The sequence below is a fragment of the Thalassospira sp. HF15 genome, from assembly GCF_011806525.1.
GTDB lineage: Bacteria > Pseudomonadota > Alphaproteobacteria > Rhodospirillales > Thalassospiraceae > Thalassospira.
Genome location: NZ_JAAVKI010000003.1, coordinates 581554 through 598610, shown reverse-complemented (window position 1 = coordinate 598610; position 17057 = coordinate 581554). Strand labels below are relative to the sequence as shown.

General features: G+C 55.6%; 17 protein-coding genes. 11 read left to right on the top strand and 6 right to left on the bottom strand.

Annotation, left to right across the window (positions count from 1 at the left end; all coding sequences use genetic code 11):
• The first annotated feature begins 1 nt into the window (after position 1).
• The 5 genes from HED22_RS09220 (at position 2) to HED22_RS09200 (ending at position 5433) form a co-directional block, all read left to right on the top strand.
• Positions 2 to 1123 carry a microcin C ABC transporter permease YejB gene (locus HED22_RS09220; RefSeq protein ID WP_167721352.1) on the top strand — a complete coding sequence of 374 codons (1122 nt, stop codon included), beginning with the start codon at positions 2 to 4 and terminating at the stop codon, positions 1121 to 1123.
• Positions 1124 to 1125: 2 nt separating this feature from the next.
• Complete coding sequence (locus HED22_RS09215) at positions 1126 to 2157, top strand: ABC transporter permease (RefSeq protein WP_167721350.1); 1032 nt, start codon at positions 1126 to 1128, stop codon at positions 2155 to 2157.
• Positions 2158 to 2168: 11 nt separating this feature from the next.
• Positions 2169 to 3803 carry an ABC transporter ATP-binding protein gene (locus HED22_RS09210; RefSeq protein ID WP_167721348.1) on the top strand — a complete coding sequence of 545 codons (1635 nt, stop codon included), beginning with the start codon at positions 2169 to 2171 and terminating at the stop codon, positions 3801 to 3803.
• 162 nt (positions 3804 to 3965) lie between these two features.
• A complete protein-coding gene (locus tag HED22_RS09205) occupies positions 3966 to 4577 on the top strand; it encodes a hypothetical protein (RefSeq protein WP_254869872.1) in 612 nt (203 codons plus the stop codon).
• A 148-nt stretch (positions 4578 to 4725) separates the two neighbouring features.
• Positions 4726 to 5433, top strand: a complete 708-nt coding sequence (locus tag HED22_RS09200) for a LysE family translocator (RefSeq protein WP_167721347.1) — start codon at positions 4726 to 4728, stop codon at positions 5431 to 5433.
• Between the two features lie 273 nt (positions 5434 to 5706).
• On the opposite strand, the gene HED22_RS09195 is transcribed toward HED22_RS09200, so the two are convergent.
• Together HED22_RS09195 and HED22_RS09190 are read right to left on the bottom strand one after the other, a co-directional pair.
• Positions 5707 to 6054 (bottom strand): MarR family transcriptional regulator, encoded by a 348-nt coding sequence (locus HED22_RS09195; protein WP_167721344.1) that lies wholly within the window; start codon positions 6052 to 6054, stop codon positions 5707 to 5709.
• A 104-nt stretch (positions 6055 to 6158) separates the two neighbouring features.
• Positions 6159 to 7559 (bottom strand): M17 family metallopeptidase, encoded by a 1401-nt coding sequence (locus HED22_RS09190; RefSeq protein WP_167721342.1) that lies wholly within the window; start codon positions 7557 to 7559, stop codon positions 6159 to 6161.
• 103 nt (positions 7560 to 7662) lie between these two features.
• On the opposite strand from HED22_RS09190, the gene HED22_RS09185 reads away from it, so the two are divergent.
• From HED22_RS09185 to HED22_RS09175, 3 genes are all read left to right on the top strand, one after another.
• Positions 7663 to 8499, top strand: coding sequence for a glutathione S-transferase family protein (locus tag HED22_RS09185; protein WP_368484489.1), 837 nt, complete (start codon positions 7663 to 7665; stop codon positions 8497 to 8499).
• A gap of 3 nt (positions 8500 to 8502) precedes the next feature.
• Complete coding sequence (locus HED22_RS09180) at positions 8503 to 9138, top strand: uracil-DNA glycosylase family protein (protein ID WP_175581172.1); 636 nt, start codon at positions 8503 to 8505, stop codon at positions 9136 to 9138.
• 61 nt (positions 9139 to 9199) lie between these two features.
• On the top strand, positions 9200 to 9487 hold the full coding sequence (locus tag HED22_RS09175; RefSeq protein ID WP_167721340.1) for a 4a-hydroxytetrahydrobiopterin dehydratase: 288 nt from the start codon (positions 9200 to 9202) through the stop codon (positions 9485 to 9487).
• An 87-nt stretch (positions 9488 to 9574) separates the two neighbouring features.
• Here the strand turns inward: HED22_RS09175 and HED22_RS09170 are convergent, their stop codons facing one another.
• From HED22_RS09170 to HED22_RS09155, 4 genes are all read right to left on the bottom strand, one after another.
• The gene (locus HED22_RS09170) at positions 9575 to 10336 is read right to left on the bottom strand and encodes an SDR family NAD(P)-dependent oxidoreductase (RefSeq protein WP_167721338.1); all 762 of its coding nucleotides are present in this window, start codon (positions 10334 to 10336) and stop codon (positions 9575 to 9577) included.
• 78 nt (positions 10337 to 10414) lie between these two features.
• On the bottom strand, positions 10415 to 11320 hold the full coding sequence (locus tag HED22_RS09165) for a DMT family transporter (protein ID WP_167721336.1): 906 nt from the start codon (positions 11318 to 11320) through the stop codon (positions 10415 to 10417).
• 4 nt (positions 11321 to 11324) lie between these two features.
• On the bottom strand, positions 11325 to 12275 hold the full coding sequence (locus HED22_RS09160; protein ID WP_167721334.1) for a DMT family transporter: 951 nt from the start codon (positions 12273 to 12275) through the stop codon (positions 11325 to 11327).
• Positions 12268 to 13215 (bottom strand): DMT family transporter, encoded by a 948-nt coding sequence (locus HED22_RS09155; protein ID WP_303047727.1) that lies wholly within the window; start codon positions 13213 to 13215, stop codon positions 12268 to 12270. The genes HED22_RS09160 and HED22_RS09155 overlap by 8 nt, the downstream gene beginning before the upstream one ends.
• Before the next feature lie 206 nt (positions 13216 to 13421).
• On the opposite strand from HED22_RS09155, the gene HED22_RS09150 reads away from it, so the two are divergent.
• The 3 genes from HED22_RS09150 to HED22_RS09140 all read left to right on the top strand — a co-directional run bounded on the left by HED22_RS09150 (position 13422) and on the right by HED22_RS09140 (position 17041).
• The gene (locus HED22_RS09150; protein ID WP_167721330.1) at positions 13422 to 13883 is read left to right on the top strand and encodes an Lrp/AsnC family transcriptional regulator; all 462 of its coding nucleotides are present in this window, start codon (positions 13422 to 13424) and stop codon (positions 13881 to 13883) included.
• Between the two features lie 145 nt (positions 13884 to 14028).
• Positions 14029 to 15972, top strand: coding sequence for a potassium/proton antiporter (locus tag HED22_RS09145; RefSeq protein WP_254869869.1), 1944 nt, complete (start codon positions 14029 to 14031; stop codon positions 15970 to 15972).
• Between the two features lie 127 nt (positions 15973 to 16099).
• Positions 16100 to 17041: a DMT family transporter gene (locus HED22_RS09140; RefSeq protein WP_167721328.1), complete on the top strand. Its 942-nt coding sequence runs from the start codon at positions 16100 to 16102 to the stop codon at positions 17039 to 17041.
• Positions 17042 to 17057: the final 16 nt, after the last annotated feature.

The following is a 17057-nucleotide window of genomic DNA, read 5'->3' as shown; positions in this document are numbered from 1 at the left end:
CATGCTGAACTATATCATTCGGCGTTTGCTTCTGATCCCGGTCACATTGTTTGGCATCATGGTGCTGAATTTCGCGATCGTTCAGTTTGCCCCCGGCGGTCCGGTTGAACAAGTCATTGCCCAACTTCAGGGAACGGCTGTTTCTTCAACCGCACGCATTACCAATCAGGGCGGTGATAGTGGCGGCGGCAGCGGATCAGCCGCATCATCGCCATCGGGCAACAATTTCTCCTCGAACTCGAACTATCGTGGTGCACAGGGCCTCGATCCCGAAGTCATCAGACAGCTTGAAGTGCAGTTTGGCTTTGATAAGCCAGCCCATGAACGCTTCTGGATGATGATGAAGAATTATCTGACCTTCGATTTCGGCCAAAGCTATTTCCAGGATCGCGACGTCGTTGATCTGGTGGTTGATAAGATGCCGGTTTCGATCTCGCTGGGGATCTGGTCAACGCTGATCATTTACATCATTTCAATCCCGCTTGGCATCACCAAGGCAGTGCGCGACGGTTCGAACTTCGATATCTGGTCATCCGCTGCCATCATTTTCGGCTTTGCCATTCCGGGCTTCCTGTTTGCCGTCATGCTGATCGTGGTCTTTGCGGGCGGGGCTTATCTTGATTGGTTCCCGTTACGCGGGTTGACGTCGTCAAACTGGGATCAAATGTCGCTGTTTGGCAAGATCGTTGACTATTTCTGGCACCTGACCTTGCCGATTATCGCGTTGACGATTTCGGGCTTTGCCACGCTCACCATGCTGACCAAGAACTCGTTTTTGGATGAAATCAACAAGCAGTATGTCGTGACGGCGCGCGCCAAGGGTTTGACCGAAAAGCGTGTGCTTTATGGCCATGTTTTCCGCAACGCCATGCTTCTGATTATTGCAGGCTTCCCCAGTGCGCTGGTTGGAATGCTGTTTACCGGTTCGGTCCTGATCGAAGTGATCTTCTCACTTGATGGTCTTGGGCTGCTTGGCTTTAACGCGGTGATGACGCGTGATTATCCGGTGATGTTTGCCACCCTTTATTTCTTCACGCTGTTTGGCCTGATCATGAACCTGATCAGTGACCTGAGCTATCACCTGGTTGATCCCCGGATCGACTTTGACGCGCGGGGGAATTGATCATGTTCAGTGCTGTTTTCTCGCCGCTTAATCAGCGTCGCATTTCAAACTTCAAGGCCAACAAGCGCGGCTATTGGTCGCTGGTGATCTTTGCCATTCTGTTTGTCATCTGTCTGGTGGGCGAACTGGTTGCCAATGACAAACCGATTTTCGTTCAGTATGGCGATGACTGGTATGTGCCGATCATATCGAACCATCCCGAAACGGTTTATGGCGGGGATTTTGACGTAGAGACCGATTTCTATGATCCCTATATTCAGGGCAAAATCGCCCAAAACGGCTTTGCCATCTGGCCCCTGATCCCGTTTTCCTATGACACCATCGATTTCGAAATGCGTGAACCGCAACCCGCCCCGCCCTCAACGCGGCATTGGCTGGGTACCGATGAATTGGGCCGCGATGTGTTGGCCCGCCTGATTTACGGGTTCAGGATTTCGATCCTGTTTGGTTTGGCGCTGACGGCCGTCAGTTCCGTGATCGGCATTGCTGCTGGTGCGGTCCAGGGCTATTTCGGCGGCTGGGTGGACCTTGGTTTCCAGCGTGTGATCGAAATCTGGGGCGGCTTGCCGCAACTCTTCATCCTGATCATCCTCGCCAGCCTGTTTGCGCCGGGTTTCTGGACGTTGCTATTCATTCTCGTGCTGTTTAGCTGGATGAGTTTGACCGGACTTGTCCGTGCCGAATTCCTGCGCGCCCGTAACTTCGAATATGTCCGCGCGGCACGTGCGCTTGGCATGACCGACACCCGGATCATGTATCGACATGTTCTGCCCAATGCGATGGTCGCGACGATCACCTTCCTGCCGTTTGTCTTGAACGGCTCGATTGTGGCGCTCACATCGCTCGACTTCCTGTCGCTTGGCATGCCGCCGGGCTCGCCGTCATTGGGTGAATTGCTCTCGCAGGGCAAGAACAACCTGCAGGCGCCATGGCTTGGCATCACGGCCTTCTTTGCCATCGCCGTCATGCTCAGCCTTCTGATCTTTATCGGCGAGGCGGTCCGTGATGCGTTTGATCCGCGTAAGACATTTTAAGGAGTAGGACAATGACAGAACAATCTGCCGATCAGCCACTCCTGACCATCAAGGACCTTTCGGTCAAGTTCGCCGATCTGACGGCGGTAAAGGATGTGTCCTTTACCCTTGATCGCGGTGAAACCATGGCGCTTGTCGGTGAAAGTGGCTCGGGCAAATCGGTCACGGCCCTTTCGATCCTGCAATTGCTGCCTTATCCGCGCGCCAGCCATCCGTCCGGCTCAATCATTTTTGACGGGCAGGAAATGGTCGGGGCCAAGGAACGCACGCTCCGCAAGATCCGTGGCAACCGCATTTCCATGATTTTTCAGGAACCGATGACCTCGCTCAACCCGCTGCACAACATTGAAAAGCAGGTTGGTGAAGTATTGCTGCTCCATAAAGGCCTGCGCGGTGTCAAGGCACGGGCGCGTATTCTTGAACTGCTGGAACTTGTCGGTATTCCCGATCCGGCATCACGGCTCAAGGCCTTGCCACACGAACTTTCCGGCGGGCAACGTCAACGCGTGATGATTGCCATGGCGCTCGCCAACGAGCCGGAACTGCTGATCGCGGATGAGCCGACCACGGCTCTTGATGTCACCATTCAGGCGCAAATCCTCGAACTGCTCAAGGACTTACAAAACAAGCTTGGTATGGCGCTGTTGCTGATCACCCATGATCTGCAGATCGTTCAGAAAATGGCACAAACCGTCTGTGTCATGAAGGACGGCAAAATTGTCGAGGCCGGGCAGGCCCGCGCCCTGTTTGATGCGCCCCAGCACGCCTATACCAAAAAACTGCTTTCGGCCGTGCCAAGTGGCGAAGCCCCGCCATTGCCGGAAAATGCTGCAGAATTGCTTGAAACCAGCAACATCCATGTGCAGTTCCCGATTGGTCGCAAGGGTATCCTTGGGCGACCGGATCATTATCTCAATGCGGTCGATCAGATTTCCCTGACGCTCAAGCAGGGGGAAACCCTTGGCATTGTCGGGGAAAGTGGCTCGGGCAAGACCACGCTGGCGATGGCGATTTTGCGGCTTTTGAAATCAACGGGCGATATTCGCTTTGCCGGTGAGGACATCCGTGAATTTGCCGGTGCTGATCTGCGCAAACTGCGTCGCGACATGCAGGTGGTGTTTCAGGACCCGTTTGGCTCGCTCAGCCCGCGCATGTCGATCGCCCAGATTGTCGGCGAAGGCCTTGAAATCCATGAACCCGATCTGACGGTCAAGGAACGCGAAGCCCGCATTGCAGAGGCGCTTTCCGAAGTCGATCTGCCGCAAAATGCCATGGATCGCTATCCGCACGAATTTTCCGGTGGTCAGCGGCAACGCATTTCGATTGCGCGTGCCTTGGTCCTTAAGCCGCGTTTTATCGTACTGGATGAACCGACATCCGCGCTTGATATGTCGGTACAGGCGCAAATCGTTGAATTACTTCGTGATTTGCAGGCGCGCCATAAAATGGCATACTTGTTTATCAGTCATGATTTACGCGTAGTGCGTGCATTGTCACACCGTGTGATGGTCATGCAGGGTGGTAAACTGGTCGAAAGCGGTGCGGCATCTGATGTGTTTGACAATCCGAGTGAGCCTTACACCAAGGCCCTTCTGGCCGCGGCCCTTGATCTTCGGGCGGCCGGGACAGAATTTGTCAGCAAGTAGGGATGTTATCTCGCGTGTGATCGGTTACAACCCATATGCAAAAACAGGAATAACAGAACCGCAAAGGCAGGTTAAAAGGTGGATATGTTGTCACGTGCGATGAAAAATCGAACCGGACATCGTCTTTGGGGCCAGGCACTTGTTATTGTACTGGCTTTCTTATTGTTCTCAGTCAATCTGCCAACGGCCCGGGCCAGTGATGCCCCCGCCGATGACGCAAAAACCGAAGAGACCGAAGAACCCGCTGTTCCTGAAATTCCGGAAACCGTCGTTGTTCCCGATCCGGTATCGCTGACCGTTGTCTTGCGTAAAAGCGGCACCATCCGCCAGGTTGTCTTTACCATCTGGCTGGAAGCCACCAGCAGGGAGGCCGCAGGTGTGATCGAACAGCGCCTGCCCAAGGTCATCAACGCCTTTCTGGTCGATCTGCAGCGCCTGATGTATCGCGATACCGAACAGCGCTTTGAAGCACGCGAACCCGGTAAGCGCAGCTTTAAATATGTCGCGCCCGATCTTTTGCCGCCTCCGCCCCCCAAGACCGAGGAAGAACTTGCTGCCGAAGCCGAGGCAGCCAAGCTGGCTGAAGAAAACGGCGAGGAAATCGTCAAGGAACCGCCCTTCAACCCGTTCCAGCCGGCAAGCAATCGTTACTTCGCAGCGCTTCAGAACAAACTGCTGCGCACCGGTCAGGGCGTCCTGCCGCCCGATACCTTGCGCTCTGTCCAGATCCGCATGTTCTATGACTTCTGGCCGGCCGACGCCAAGAAGCGCTAAACTTCTGCAAGGCCCTTCAAACTGTCCATTATGATGGTGCCGGCTGACAGCCTGCGCATTTTGCGCATGCCCCATTGCCAAAACCGGCACTTGTCTGTCATCGGGGCTGTGATATCCGGGGATCATCGTCACCGGAGTTGCCCCGAACATGTCTTTTGAAATCTGGCTCAGTTTTACCCTGCTTGTTTTTTTGCTGGTCCTGACACCGGGCCCAAGCATCCTGATTGGCATGTCACATGCCTTGCGTTATGGCGCACGACCAACCCTGATGACCGCCCTTGGTGATGTCACTGCCAACATGATCCAGATGCTGATCGCAGCCCTCGGTGTAGGGGCTGTCCTGGCGACATCAGCAACCGCCTTTGCCATGGTTAAATGGTGCGGGGTCGGTTTCCTTCTGGTGATCGGATTGATGTCTTTCTTCCGCAAGCCCACGGAAATCAGTATCAAGACCGGTTTCGAAACGAATATTCAGGCACGCTTTGAGGCGGCAAGTTCCTGGCGTCTGTTTCGCGAAGGCTTTCTGGTTGCGGCCGGAAACCCCAAGGCCATCGCATTCTTTGGCGCGCTGTTTCCGCAATTTGTCGATCCGGCCCAGCCGCTTGCACTTCAACTGATGATCCTTGGCGCGACCTTCGTCTTTCTTGATTACAGTTTCGTAATGATTTACGCGATGGGGGCGGCACGGGTTATGCCCTGGCTGGTCAGACGCGGCGGCAATAACGTGATCGCACGGCTGTCCGGCGGCGTTTTGATCGTTGCAGCGGGGCTTTTGGCCCTGATCGAGATGCCTGAAACCATGGCCGGGCCCCATCAGACCGCTGAGCCGCCAATGAGCCAGGAATCGACCCAATAGCGCCATCAGATTGTGCGATGGTCACCAGATTCAGCGCTAATGATTTGATATATAATGATAAAATCCGGTCCGATAGTGTGCGCTAGAGGGACGCACTACAGACCAACCAGTCTGTATATAGCGATTTTTCGCCATATCAGAGGTCATGCATTTAAGATGGGGAAGTTTTGCTGCCCTAAAACGCCATTTTCAAGCAGCTTCGGCCTCTAACCGGGCCTTGAACGTCAATTGCGATCGGGCTTCAGGCACGTGTCGGTTTGTTTTACAGCCGGATCATTCGGTCTCAAGACCGGCACCAACGATGATATCGCCAAATTCACGCAGGAAGACGGACCCCTTGACGGTACGCTGAACCAGGACCGAGCGACGGTCGTCTTCGTCGACCTTGCGTTTGACCATGCCAAGCGAACTCAGACGATCAAGCGCACGGGTAATGGCCGGTTTGGAAATATTAAGCGCCTCGGAAAGACCACGCACGGTATGCGGGGCCGGGGTCAGGTAAACGCTAAGCAACAAGGCCATCTGTCGGGCCGACAGGTCGGGGGATTCCCGACGCACACTTTCAACAATCGCGATACGCCAAAGGTCGAGCGCCTTGGACGGATTGATCTCGATCGACATACTTGTGCCCAACAATTTATTTGTTACGAATACGTAATCTCTACCTGACCCCGGTAGTGATGTCAAAGGTGTAATTGGGAAATATGTAAATTCCCGTTTTTGGTTTACTTACCGTAACGATCCGCGATCAGCTTGAAAGCAGCGCGTATGCCTTGCGCTTCGCCGCCTGTCGGGCGACCCGGCCGATCAGACGGGTTCCATGCCATCAGATCGATATGCGCCCAGCTTTTTGCCCCGTCGGCAAACCGATCCAAAAACAGGGCAGCAATGATCGCACCGCCAAACGGGCTTCCGGAAATATTGTTCATGTCGGCTGCCTTGCTATCAAGCTGGCTGCGATAATCATCCCACAGCGGCAAACGCCACAGCGGATCATTTTCCCCCATGCCCGTTTCCATCAATCCGTTTGCCAGATCATCATCATTGGAAAACAGCGCAGGCAGACCCAAACCAAGGGCAACACGTGCCGCCCCCGTCAGGGTGGCGAAATCAAGCAACATGTCGGGGTCTTCCGATGCGGCTTCGGTCAGGGCATCGGAAAGCACGATGCGTCCTTCGGCATCAGTATTGCCGACTTCGACCGTGATCCCTTTACGGGTTTGCAAGATGTCGCTTGGGCGATAGGCCCGACCCGACACCATGTTTTCAACTGCCGGGATCAGAACGCGCAGCCGCACCGGAAGATCGGCCGCCATGATCATGCGCGCCAGACCAAGAACCTGTGCCGACCCCCCCATATCCTTTTTCATCAGGATCATGTTGCTTGATGGTTTCAGGTCATAGCCACCGGTGTCAAAACACACACCCTTGCCAACCAGCGTGATTTTCGGCGCACTCTCATCGCCCCACGTCAGGTCAATCAGGCGCGGGGCGCGGTCGCTGCCATGGCCAACCGTGTGAATGGCCGGGAAGTTCTGCTTCAAAAGTTCTTCGCCGACAATTGCATTCACGGTGGCACCAAATTGCGCACCAAGGCCTCTGGCGGCTTCTTCAAGTTCGGCCGGGCCCATGTCATTGGCCGGTGTATTGATCAGATCGCGCGCAAGCCCGATGCCGCGCGCAATGTTTTCGGCGCGCTTGGCGGCGTCATTGTCCTGCAGGGCAATTTTGGCGCGCTTGTCCTTTTTGCCGTCATCCTTGCGATAACGATCAAACTGATAACCACCCAGATAAAGACCAAGGGCGGCCTTTTCATAAAGATCGGCCTGATCATTTAAATCATCTGACAGGGCATAGGTCCCGGCTGGAAGCGATTTCGGCAGACCGGCAAAATCCCAGATCGCCTTTGCATCATCACCATATCCGACCAAAACCGTGCCAACCGATCCATCCGCACCCGGAAGGCAAAGCTGGGTTCCGCGCTTGCCCTCAAAGCCGTTGGCGGCAATCCATGACTTGGTGGCATCGGATTGCTTGGCAAGCCAGCTTTCAAAACCGCTTTCAAGAATGGGGGTAATCGGGGTCGGGGTGGCAGAAGGATCGCGTGCGATGATGTGGTCGTACAATTTATGACTTCCCTGCTGGTGACGGGTGACAAGTAACAGATGACGGTCGATGAAAGGGCAGCGGCCAAAGGCCACCAGACCAGATGCGACCGGTTCAAAAGATATGATGCCCGATCTTACGGCGGCCACCCCTTGGGGTCAAAACGCATTCACATCATCGGGTGTGATTGTTCACGTTGTCTTGCGCAAGCTCGCGCTTGAACCCAACGCCCAAACGCCAGATAGTATGCGTCGCTGTCATTCCGTGCGCGTCCATCGCGCAAAGCTCAAAGGGCCTGCCATGCAAAACCTTCCCGTGCTCTATATCGGCAACAAAAACTATTCTTCCTGGTCGCTGCGCGCCTGGCTTGGCCTGCGCGTTGCCGGCGTCGCGTTCGAGGAAAAGCTCGTTCCCCTGCGGACCGAGGAATGGGCGGCAAAGGCCCCGGTCTTTTCACCAAGTGCCAAGGTCCCGGCGTTTTTCGATGGCCAGAAAACCATTTGGGAAGCACTGGGCATTCTCGAATACATCGCAGATAGCCAGCCCGACACCATGCTGTGGCCGCTTGATGTTGATGTACGCGCCATTGCCCGTTCGGTGTCGCTTGAGATGCATGGCGGCTTTGGCCCGCTTCGCAGTTCCATGCCGATGAACTGTCGTAAAAGCCTGCCCGGTCTGGGGCGCGGCCCCGGCGTTGAAAAGGATATCAACCGTATCGGCGAAATCTTCAAGATGTGCCGGACCCGATATGGGCAGGGCGGTGATTTCCTGTTTGGTCATTTCTCGATTGCGGACGCCATGTATGCCCCGGTGGTGTCGCGGTTCAAAACCTATGGCGTTTCGCTTGATCCGGTTGGCAACGCCTATATGGAAACCATCCTTGCCCTGCCAGACATGAAGGAATGGTACGCGGCGGCTGCCACCGAAGAGTGGGTCATCGAGGCAGAAGAGGTCAAGTAACCCATGCCGGGCTTAAGCGGCCAACTGCCCGAAATTGATCCGATGGGCGGCGATGCGGCCTTGAATGAGTTGCTGGCTGAGGTCCGCGCGTGCCGCATCTGTGCCGGTCATTTGCCTCTTGGTCCGCGCCCGGTCGTGCGACTGGCAAAATCGGCCCGCATCCTGGTCATCGGGCAGGCACCCGGCACGCGGGTGCATGAAACCGGCCTGCCGTGGAATGATGCCTCTGGCGACCGGTTGCGCGATTGGTTGGGTCTGTCGGTCGATGATTTTTATGATCCGGCAAAACTCGCCATCATGCCGATGGGGTTTTGTTATCCCGGCCGGTTTGATCGCGGTGGTGATCTGCCACCGCGACCGGAATGCGCGCCGACCTGGCATGATGCCCTGCGCCAACATCTGCCCGATATCGGCTTGACCCTTCTGATCGGGCAATATGCGCAAACCCGCTATCTCGGCGAACGCCGCGCCAAAACCATGACCGAAGCCGTCCATCGTTTTGATGAATTTCTTGGCGATGACATCCTGCCCATGCCCCATCCAAGCTGGCGCAACACCGCCTGGATTAAAAAGAACCCGTGGTTTGAAAGCGATCTTTTGCCGGTCCTGCGCGGGCGGGTAAATGCCCTGCTGACATAGGCCGATTTGGGTTGGTGCAGAATGTATGTTCCAATGCCCCAAGCAAAAGGAGGCACGGCATATGAGTAAACTTGAAAAATCCGCGATCGAAACCGCCCTGACCGAACTGCCCGGCTGGGCGCTTGCCGATGATGGCCTTTCTATCGGTCACACCTATAAATTTGGCGATTTCAATGCTGCCTTTGGCTTCATGACCCGGGTCGCACTGATGGCGGACAAGATGGATCACCATCCCGAATGGTTCAATGTCTATAACAAGGTCGAAATGACGCTGACCACGCACGATGCCGGGGGCGTCACGCAAAAGGACATTGATCTCGCCCGTTTCTGTCAAAGCGCGGCTGCGTAACAAATCGGGTGCAAAGAATTGCGCCCTGCCGCTGGGGGTCGGCAGGGCGCATTGGCTGCGGTGATAAAGAAGCGAAATGGTGTGGGACTATTTCGGTTCCAGCCGGACCGCGCCATCAATGCGAATGGTCTCGCCATTGATCATTTCATTTTCACAGATATGCATCGCCAGACGGCCATATTCATACGGATCGCCCAACCGTTTCGGGAACGGCGTATTGGCAGCCAGGCTTTCCTGAACCTCATCGGGCAGGCCCATCAGCATCGGCGTGCCAAACAGGCCGGGCGCGATTGAGGCCACCCGAATGCCGTGGCGCGCCAATTCACGTGCCGCTGGCAGGGTCAGGGACGCAACCCCGCCCTTGGATGCCGCATAGGCCGCCTGTCCGATCTGGCCTTCAAATGCCGCGATCGATGCCGTGTTGATAATCACCCCGCGTTCGCCGGACTCACTTGGGGGATTCTGGCTCATCGCGGTGGCGGCAACCCGCAGCATATTGAACGTGCCGATCAGATTGACCGTGATGACCTTGGAAAAGGCTGCCAGATCGGCCGGGCCTTCGCGCCCGACAATACGTTCGCCATGGACAACCCCGGCGCAGTTCACAAGGATCGACGGAATGCCGATATCCTTGACCACCTCGGAAACCGCGTGTTCGACACTTTCGGCATTCGAAACGTCAACGCCGTAACCGATACCGCCAAGTTTTTCGGCGGTCGCCTTCGCCCCGTCTTCGTTCAGATCAAAGGCCGCAATCCGTGCCCCGGCATTTGCCAGTGTCTCTGCCGTTGCCGCACCCAGACCGGATGCAGCCCCGGTCACAATGGCGATCGAACCCTTGATTTGCATGACGTTAAGCCTCCCGACGCGCGCTATTCTGATTAATTTGGTATTTATATACCAAATTATATCTTTCGCCGACAAGGCCTATTCTGGGGTGTTTTCAGGGTCGGCTGCGCGGTGTGCAAGCTTGCGTTCCCGAAGGGCGACATAGCCCGCCGCCCCGATAATCATTGCCCCGCCCGGCAGGATCCAGATATCGGGTATTTCGCCAAACAGGATCAGGGCCAGCACCGCAATGATCGGCAGGCGCAAATAGGAAAACCCGACAAAGAAACTGTAATCGGCCAATTGCAGGGCTTTGACATTGCAAATCTGCATCACATTCATCATCAGTGCCGCAACCGCCATCAGGCCAAGGGCGTTCCAGCTGGGTGTTTGCCAAACGAACAAGGCCGGGATCAGAGATACAGGTGTTGTGATGATCATCAGGTAAAACAAAAGCGAGGTCGTGGACTCCGTCGTAACCAGTTGCTTTGTCATCATCCCGGCGGAAGCCATGCAGATTGCAGCAGCAATCGGCAGGATGCTTGCCGCCTGCATGGTATCTGTTCCGGGCTGAATGATCAGCGCCACACCGACAAACCCGATAACAATCGCAAGCCAGCGATGAATACGCACCCGTTCGCGCAATATAACAGCTGCAAGGATGGTTCCGAACAGTGGCACGGTGAAATTCAGCGTCGTGGCCTCTGCCAGCGGCAAATAAAGAACTGCCATGAACCACAAACACATTTCTGCGGCCGACAGGATCCCGCGCAATCCAAAAAGCGGCAGCCGTTTGGTCGCAAGGCTGCCAACCCCGCGCTTCATCACCATCGGCAAAATCAGGATCAAGCCAAAGGCAAAGCGCAAAAACACTGCCTGATAGGGATGCAGTTCCTCGGTGGCATAGCGGATGGTCAGGGTAAAGCAGGCTGCAAGAATGGCGGCCAACAGGGCAAAAAAGCTGGCCCGCATCACATCGGATTGCGCGTTAAACCATGCCTGCATCCTGTCAGGATCTCTCGTTGCTTGGCGGCGGATCAAGATCGCTGGCAGTGGATGAAAGGCCGCGTTTGATCCGGTTGGCTTCGCGGTTCAGCTTCGCCTCGCGCCGCGCAATATAAAGCGCGGATCCGATAATCAAGACCGCACCGGGCAAAAGCCAGATTTCGGGAACTTCACCAAACATCACCAGTGCGATAACCGAAACAAAGGGCAGGCGCAGGTAATTGAACCCGACGACAAAACTGTAATCGTAAACCCGGAAGGCATTGGTGTTGCCGATCTGCGTCAGGTTGGCCATAAACGCCCCCGCCACCATCAGCAATATCGCCTCAAGGCTGGGTGTCTCCCAGACAAACAAGGCCGGGATCAATGTCATCGGCGTGGTCAGCACCATCATGTAGAGAATGATGGTCGTCGGGTTTTCGGTCCGCGACAGGGATTTGATGGTCAGCCCGGCACTGGCCATGCAGATGGCCGCTGCAATCGGCAACAGGCTTGCCAGTTGCACCGTTTCATCCCCCGGGCGGATGATCACCAAAACCCCGCAAAAGCCGACCAAAAGGGCGGCAAACCGATATTTGCGGACTTTTTCACCCAGAAAAATCGCAGCCAGAAGGGTGCCAAACAGCGGCACGGTAAAGTTAAGCGCGGTGGCCTCGGCCAATGGCATATAGGCAATGGCGGAAAACCAGAAACTCATCGCCCCCATCGACAGAACCGCACGCAGGCAGAACATCGGAAACCGTTTGGTCTTAAGCGGCACCAGTCCGGCTCTAAGCGCCAGTGGTGCGATGAACAGAAGGCCAAAGAAATTGCGGAAAAACACCGCCTGCAACGGGTGGATATGCTCGGTCGCAAGGCGCACAAAGATCGAGAAGATCGCCGCACTGATCGACGCCATCAGGCCAAAGGCGGTTGCCTGCAAATAGGGCGGTAAACCATTAAACCAGTCACGCATCGGGTTTGTCCTTTGGGCTGGCATCACGATCAATCGGGCTTATGGGGATCGCCTGCGGGTCTGCCGGGGCGGTGGTTGGTGTTCGAAGTTGCGCCTTGGCCTTTTTTGCCAGAACCGCCTCGCGCCGGGCGATATACAAAGACGACCCGATGATCAAACCCGCCCCGGCCCAAGTCCAGAAATCAACCACCTCACCAAACATGATATAGGCCAGAATGGCGACAAAGGGCAGGCGCAGGAAATCAAAGATCATCACATAGGACTGATCGGCCGTGCGATAGGCCCGCACCAGCAATTGCTGCCCGGCCGTTCCGGTGACCGCTATCACCAACAGAATGAAAAGCTGCCAAACAGTCGGCCCCTGCCAGTATATCAGGGCCGGGATCAGTGACAGTGGCGTCATGACAAGGCCCATCCACGTCACGATGGCATTTGCGCTTTCCGTCCGCGACAGCATTTTGACCGTGGTCAAGGCGCCCGCCATGAAAAGGGTCGCGCCAAGGGCCAGAATCGCGCCGGTTTCAAAACTTTGTCCAAATGGGCGGATCACAATCATCGCACCGACAAAGCCAATCGCAATTGCACTCCAGCGACGCGCCCGCACCGTTTCGCGCACGACCACGGCGGCCAGAACCGTGGTCAGGATCGGCAGGGTAAAGTTGATCGCAATAACCTGGGCGGCGGGTGACAGCGACAGGGCGGTGAAAATGCACGACATCGCCCCAAAGCCAAACACGCCGCGCAGGAAATGCAGTTTGAACCGCGCTGTCTTTAATCCGCTCCGTCCGTGGGAAATCATCCACGGCACCATTGGTAACAAGCCAAACAGGTTACGGAAAAACGAGGCCTCGAACGGGTGCAGGTCTGCAGTGACATAGCGGATGAAAACCGCCATCACCGCAAAACACATTGCAGCACTGATCATAAGAAGGGCGCCCATCAGGGCTGCATTTTCAGAGGCGGGGCGATGTAAAATCATTACAGTTAAGGTTTACGCAGCTATCCGGAAAAAATCCAGTCTCGCGAAAGGGATATGGCATGGCGACGGCGCATGGCAGACCCGGCAAATTTGGCGAACAGTTCGCGCCCACCCGTTTTTCGTGTAAGATCAAGGCAATCAGCAAAATCCATTCAGGGGGAAGATAAATGGATGCAATTGATCGCAAACTGATCGACATCCTGCAGGAAGACGCATCACTGTCCTATTCGGTTCTGGGAACGAAGGTCGGGCTGTCTGTTTCTGCGGTGAATGATCGGGTGCGCAAGCTGCGCGAACAGGGGATCATTCAGGCCTATCGCATTTCGGTCGACCCGCAGGCGATTGGCCGGGCGCTCACCGCACTGGTCTGGCTGCGCACCGATCCGGCCAAGGGCAATAAGAAACTGGTCAAATCCCTGATCAAGGCCGACGAGGTTCTTGAATGTCATCACATGACCGGGCGCTTTGATTTTCTGGTCAAACTGCGCCTGCGCGATACGGCCCATCTCGAATCCTTTATTTCTGATACGATCAAGGAAATGCCCGGCGTGGTCGAAGTTCTGCCGGAAATTGCCTTGTCGACCTCCAAGGAAACCCTGTTTGTTCCGGCTCAGGCCGAGACAGACTGACCAATTCACGAAATTCGGACAATTTTTATCAATCACCGGGGGATGATGGCATTGCCGGTCATCATTTCCTAAGTATCTGATGTGATAGTAAATCGCGAGCCGCCCACCGAACCCATTTTGATATCCCGACACAGGAGCCCCCGAAATGATTGAATCGATGAATCTGGTGATCCTGATTGCATCGATTCTGGTGGTGGTGGCTGTCTTTACCAGTCTGGTCAGCTTCCGGGTCGGTGCGCCCTTGCTGTTGGTGTTTCTGTTTGTCGGGCTTGGTGCGGGCGAGGACGGCATTGGCGGCATCATGTTTGATAATGCGCCGCTGGCCTATTTTATCGGCTCCATCGCGCTTGCCCTGATCCTGTTTGACAGTGGCTTTGAAACCCAGCTTAGAACGTTAAAAATTGCCGCCGGACCATCACTTGTTCTGGCCACCATCGGGGTGTTGATCACCACCGGTGTGATTGGCGGGGTGACTTGGCTGGTGCTTGATGTGCCGTGGCTTGTGGCCCTGTTGTTTGGGGCGATTGTCAGTTCGACCGATGCGGCGGCGGTGTTTTTCCTTTTGCGCGTTGGCGGCATCAATCTGCGTGATCGCACGCGCAGCACGCTCGAAGTTGAATCCGGATCAAACGACCCGATGGCGGTGTTTCTGACCATCTCGCTGGTCGAACTGATCATTCTGGGCGGCGGCGAAAACATCGCGCTCGAACTGCTGCAACGCTTCATTCTGCAGATCGGTCTTGGCGGCATCTTTGGCCTTGCCGGTGGCTATGCGCTGGTCTGGATGATCAACCGGATCAAACTTGAACCGGGGTTGGTGCCGATCATTACCATGGCACTCGCACTCAGCCTGTTTGGCGCGACCAGTATTCTTGGTGGTAGTGGTTTTTTGGCTGTCTATGTCGCGGGTCTTTATGCTGGCAACAGCAACATGAAGATGAGTGTCGGTGTCCGGCGTTTTCAGCATGTCACCACCTGGCTTGCCCAGATTGCGATGTTTGTCACCCTGGGCCTGCTGGCCACACCATCGGAATTTGGCGATGTGATCATCCCGGGTGTGATTCTGGCTCTGGTGCTGGTGTTTGTCGCCCGCCCGGTGGCGGTCTGGTTGTGCCTGATGTTCTTTAACTTCTCGCGCAATGACACCGCCTTTATTTCATGGGTCGGTTTGCGCGGTGCTGTATCGATCCTGCTTGCCATCGTGCCGATGGTCGAAGGCGTGCCCGAAGGACAATTGCTGTTTAACACGGCCTTTATCGTCGTGATCACCTCGCTTCTCTTGCAGGGCTGGACGATTCGTCGGATGGCCAACTGGTTGGGTATTATTGTGCCGGCCCGCCATGGGCCGGTGGATCGTATTGATCTGGAACTGCCCGGCAATGCCAATCAGGAAATCGTTGTCTATCGCGTCCACGAAGCCAGTGCGGTTGCCACCGGGCAGCGTATTCCGCGGTGGGCACGACCCAGCTTGATCCTGCGGGATGGCGCATCATTGCGTCCGCATTCTGCCGGTCACATTCAGGGCGGTGATCAGGTCTATATCATCACCCCGCCGCGTCATGTCGAACTGCTCGATCAGCTGTTTGCCGGTCCGGCCGAGGGGGCCAATGATGTCGAATTGTTCGGTGATTTCAGCTTCCCGCATGACACCAAAATTGCCGATATTGGCCGTTTGTACGGTTTTGCCGTTGATGAAGCCGATATCGATCTGACGGTGGCGCAAATTCTAAGCCGGTATCTTCCAGGCGACCTCGAACTGGGTGATCGCGTGTCCTATGGCACCGTCGAACTGATCGTGCGCCGCACCGATGACGAACATAACCTGATCGAGGCCGGGCTTGCGGTCGAACAGCAAAAGGCCAAACCCAAACGCCGCATCCCGATCTTCCAGTCACGCAGTGAATTGCTTGAAATCTGGAAGGACTGGCAGAAACGCAAACGGGCGGAAAAGAACGCTGCCCTGCGTGGTCAGGATGCGTCTGACGACAAGCAGATCGAAGACGGGTCTGAAACATCTGATCCGGCGGATGCTGAGCCAAAAGACAGCACAGCCGAATCCAGTCAGCCTGATCCGGTTACAAAGACCTGATTAGCAATGGATTAGATTGCTGCAAAATGGATTAGTTCAACTAATGCCATGATCAAAAATGCTGGCTTGGTGGCCGCGCCAAGCTGGCCTAAATTGCGACTTCAATTCTTGTTGGAGTCCTTGGGCCATGTTCGGTCTTTATGCAGCAGTTGTCTTGATCTGGGGATCAACCTGGATCGCCATCCAGTATCAGCTTTCCGTCGCCCCCGAAGTTGCCGTGGCCTATCGCTTTGCCTTGGCAACGCTGATCTTGATGGCCTGGTGTGCTGTTCGTCGTCTGCCGATGCGCTTTGGCTTGCGTGATCATTTCTTCATGGCTGTTTTGGGCGTTTGCCTGTTTTCGCTCAATTATGTGCTGATCTATGTCGCTAGTGTGCATCTGACATCGGGGCTTCTGGCGGTGGTGTTTTCAACCATCGTCATCATGAATATGATTAATGGCGCGATCTTTTTCCGCCGCCGCCCCGAAACCCGCACCGTGATTGGCGCCTCGATCGGCCTTTCTGGGATCGCGCTGGTTTTTGCCAATGATCTGGCCGCCTTTGATCTGACCACGGGCGGCAGCATCGGGCTTCTGGTGTCGCTCGCGGGCAGCTACATCGCATCACTTGGCAATATGGCCTCTGCACGCAACCATGCGCACGGCGTGCCGGTCATGCAGGCCAATGCCTTTGGAATGCTTTATGGCACGCTGTTGTTGTTTGGCTATATCGCGCTTGCCGGTATCCCACTTTCCTTTGACGCCAGCCCCAGCTTCATTGCTGCATGGGTGTATCTTGCGCTGTTTGGATCGGTGCTTGGGTTTGGTTTCTATCTGACCCTTCTGGGCAAGATCGGGCCTGATCGGGCGGCTTATAGTTCCGTCATGTTCCCGATTGTCGCATTGTTGCTGTCGACCTGGTTTGAGGATTTCCATTGGACCGGTAACATCGTCTTCGGTGTTGCGCTGACATTGGTGGGCAACGTGGTTATTCTGACCAAACGTGTCCCCAAACCGGCGACCAAGGTGCTCGAACAGGTCGCACCGGTACAGCCTGCCTGCGCAACAACCCCGACAGCGAAGCCCTGATCGCGATGCCTGAAGA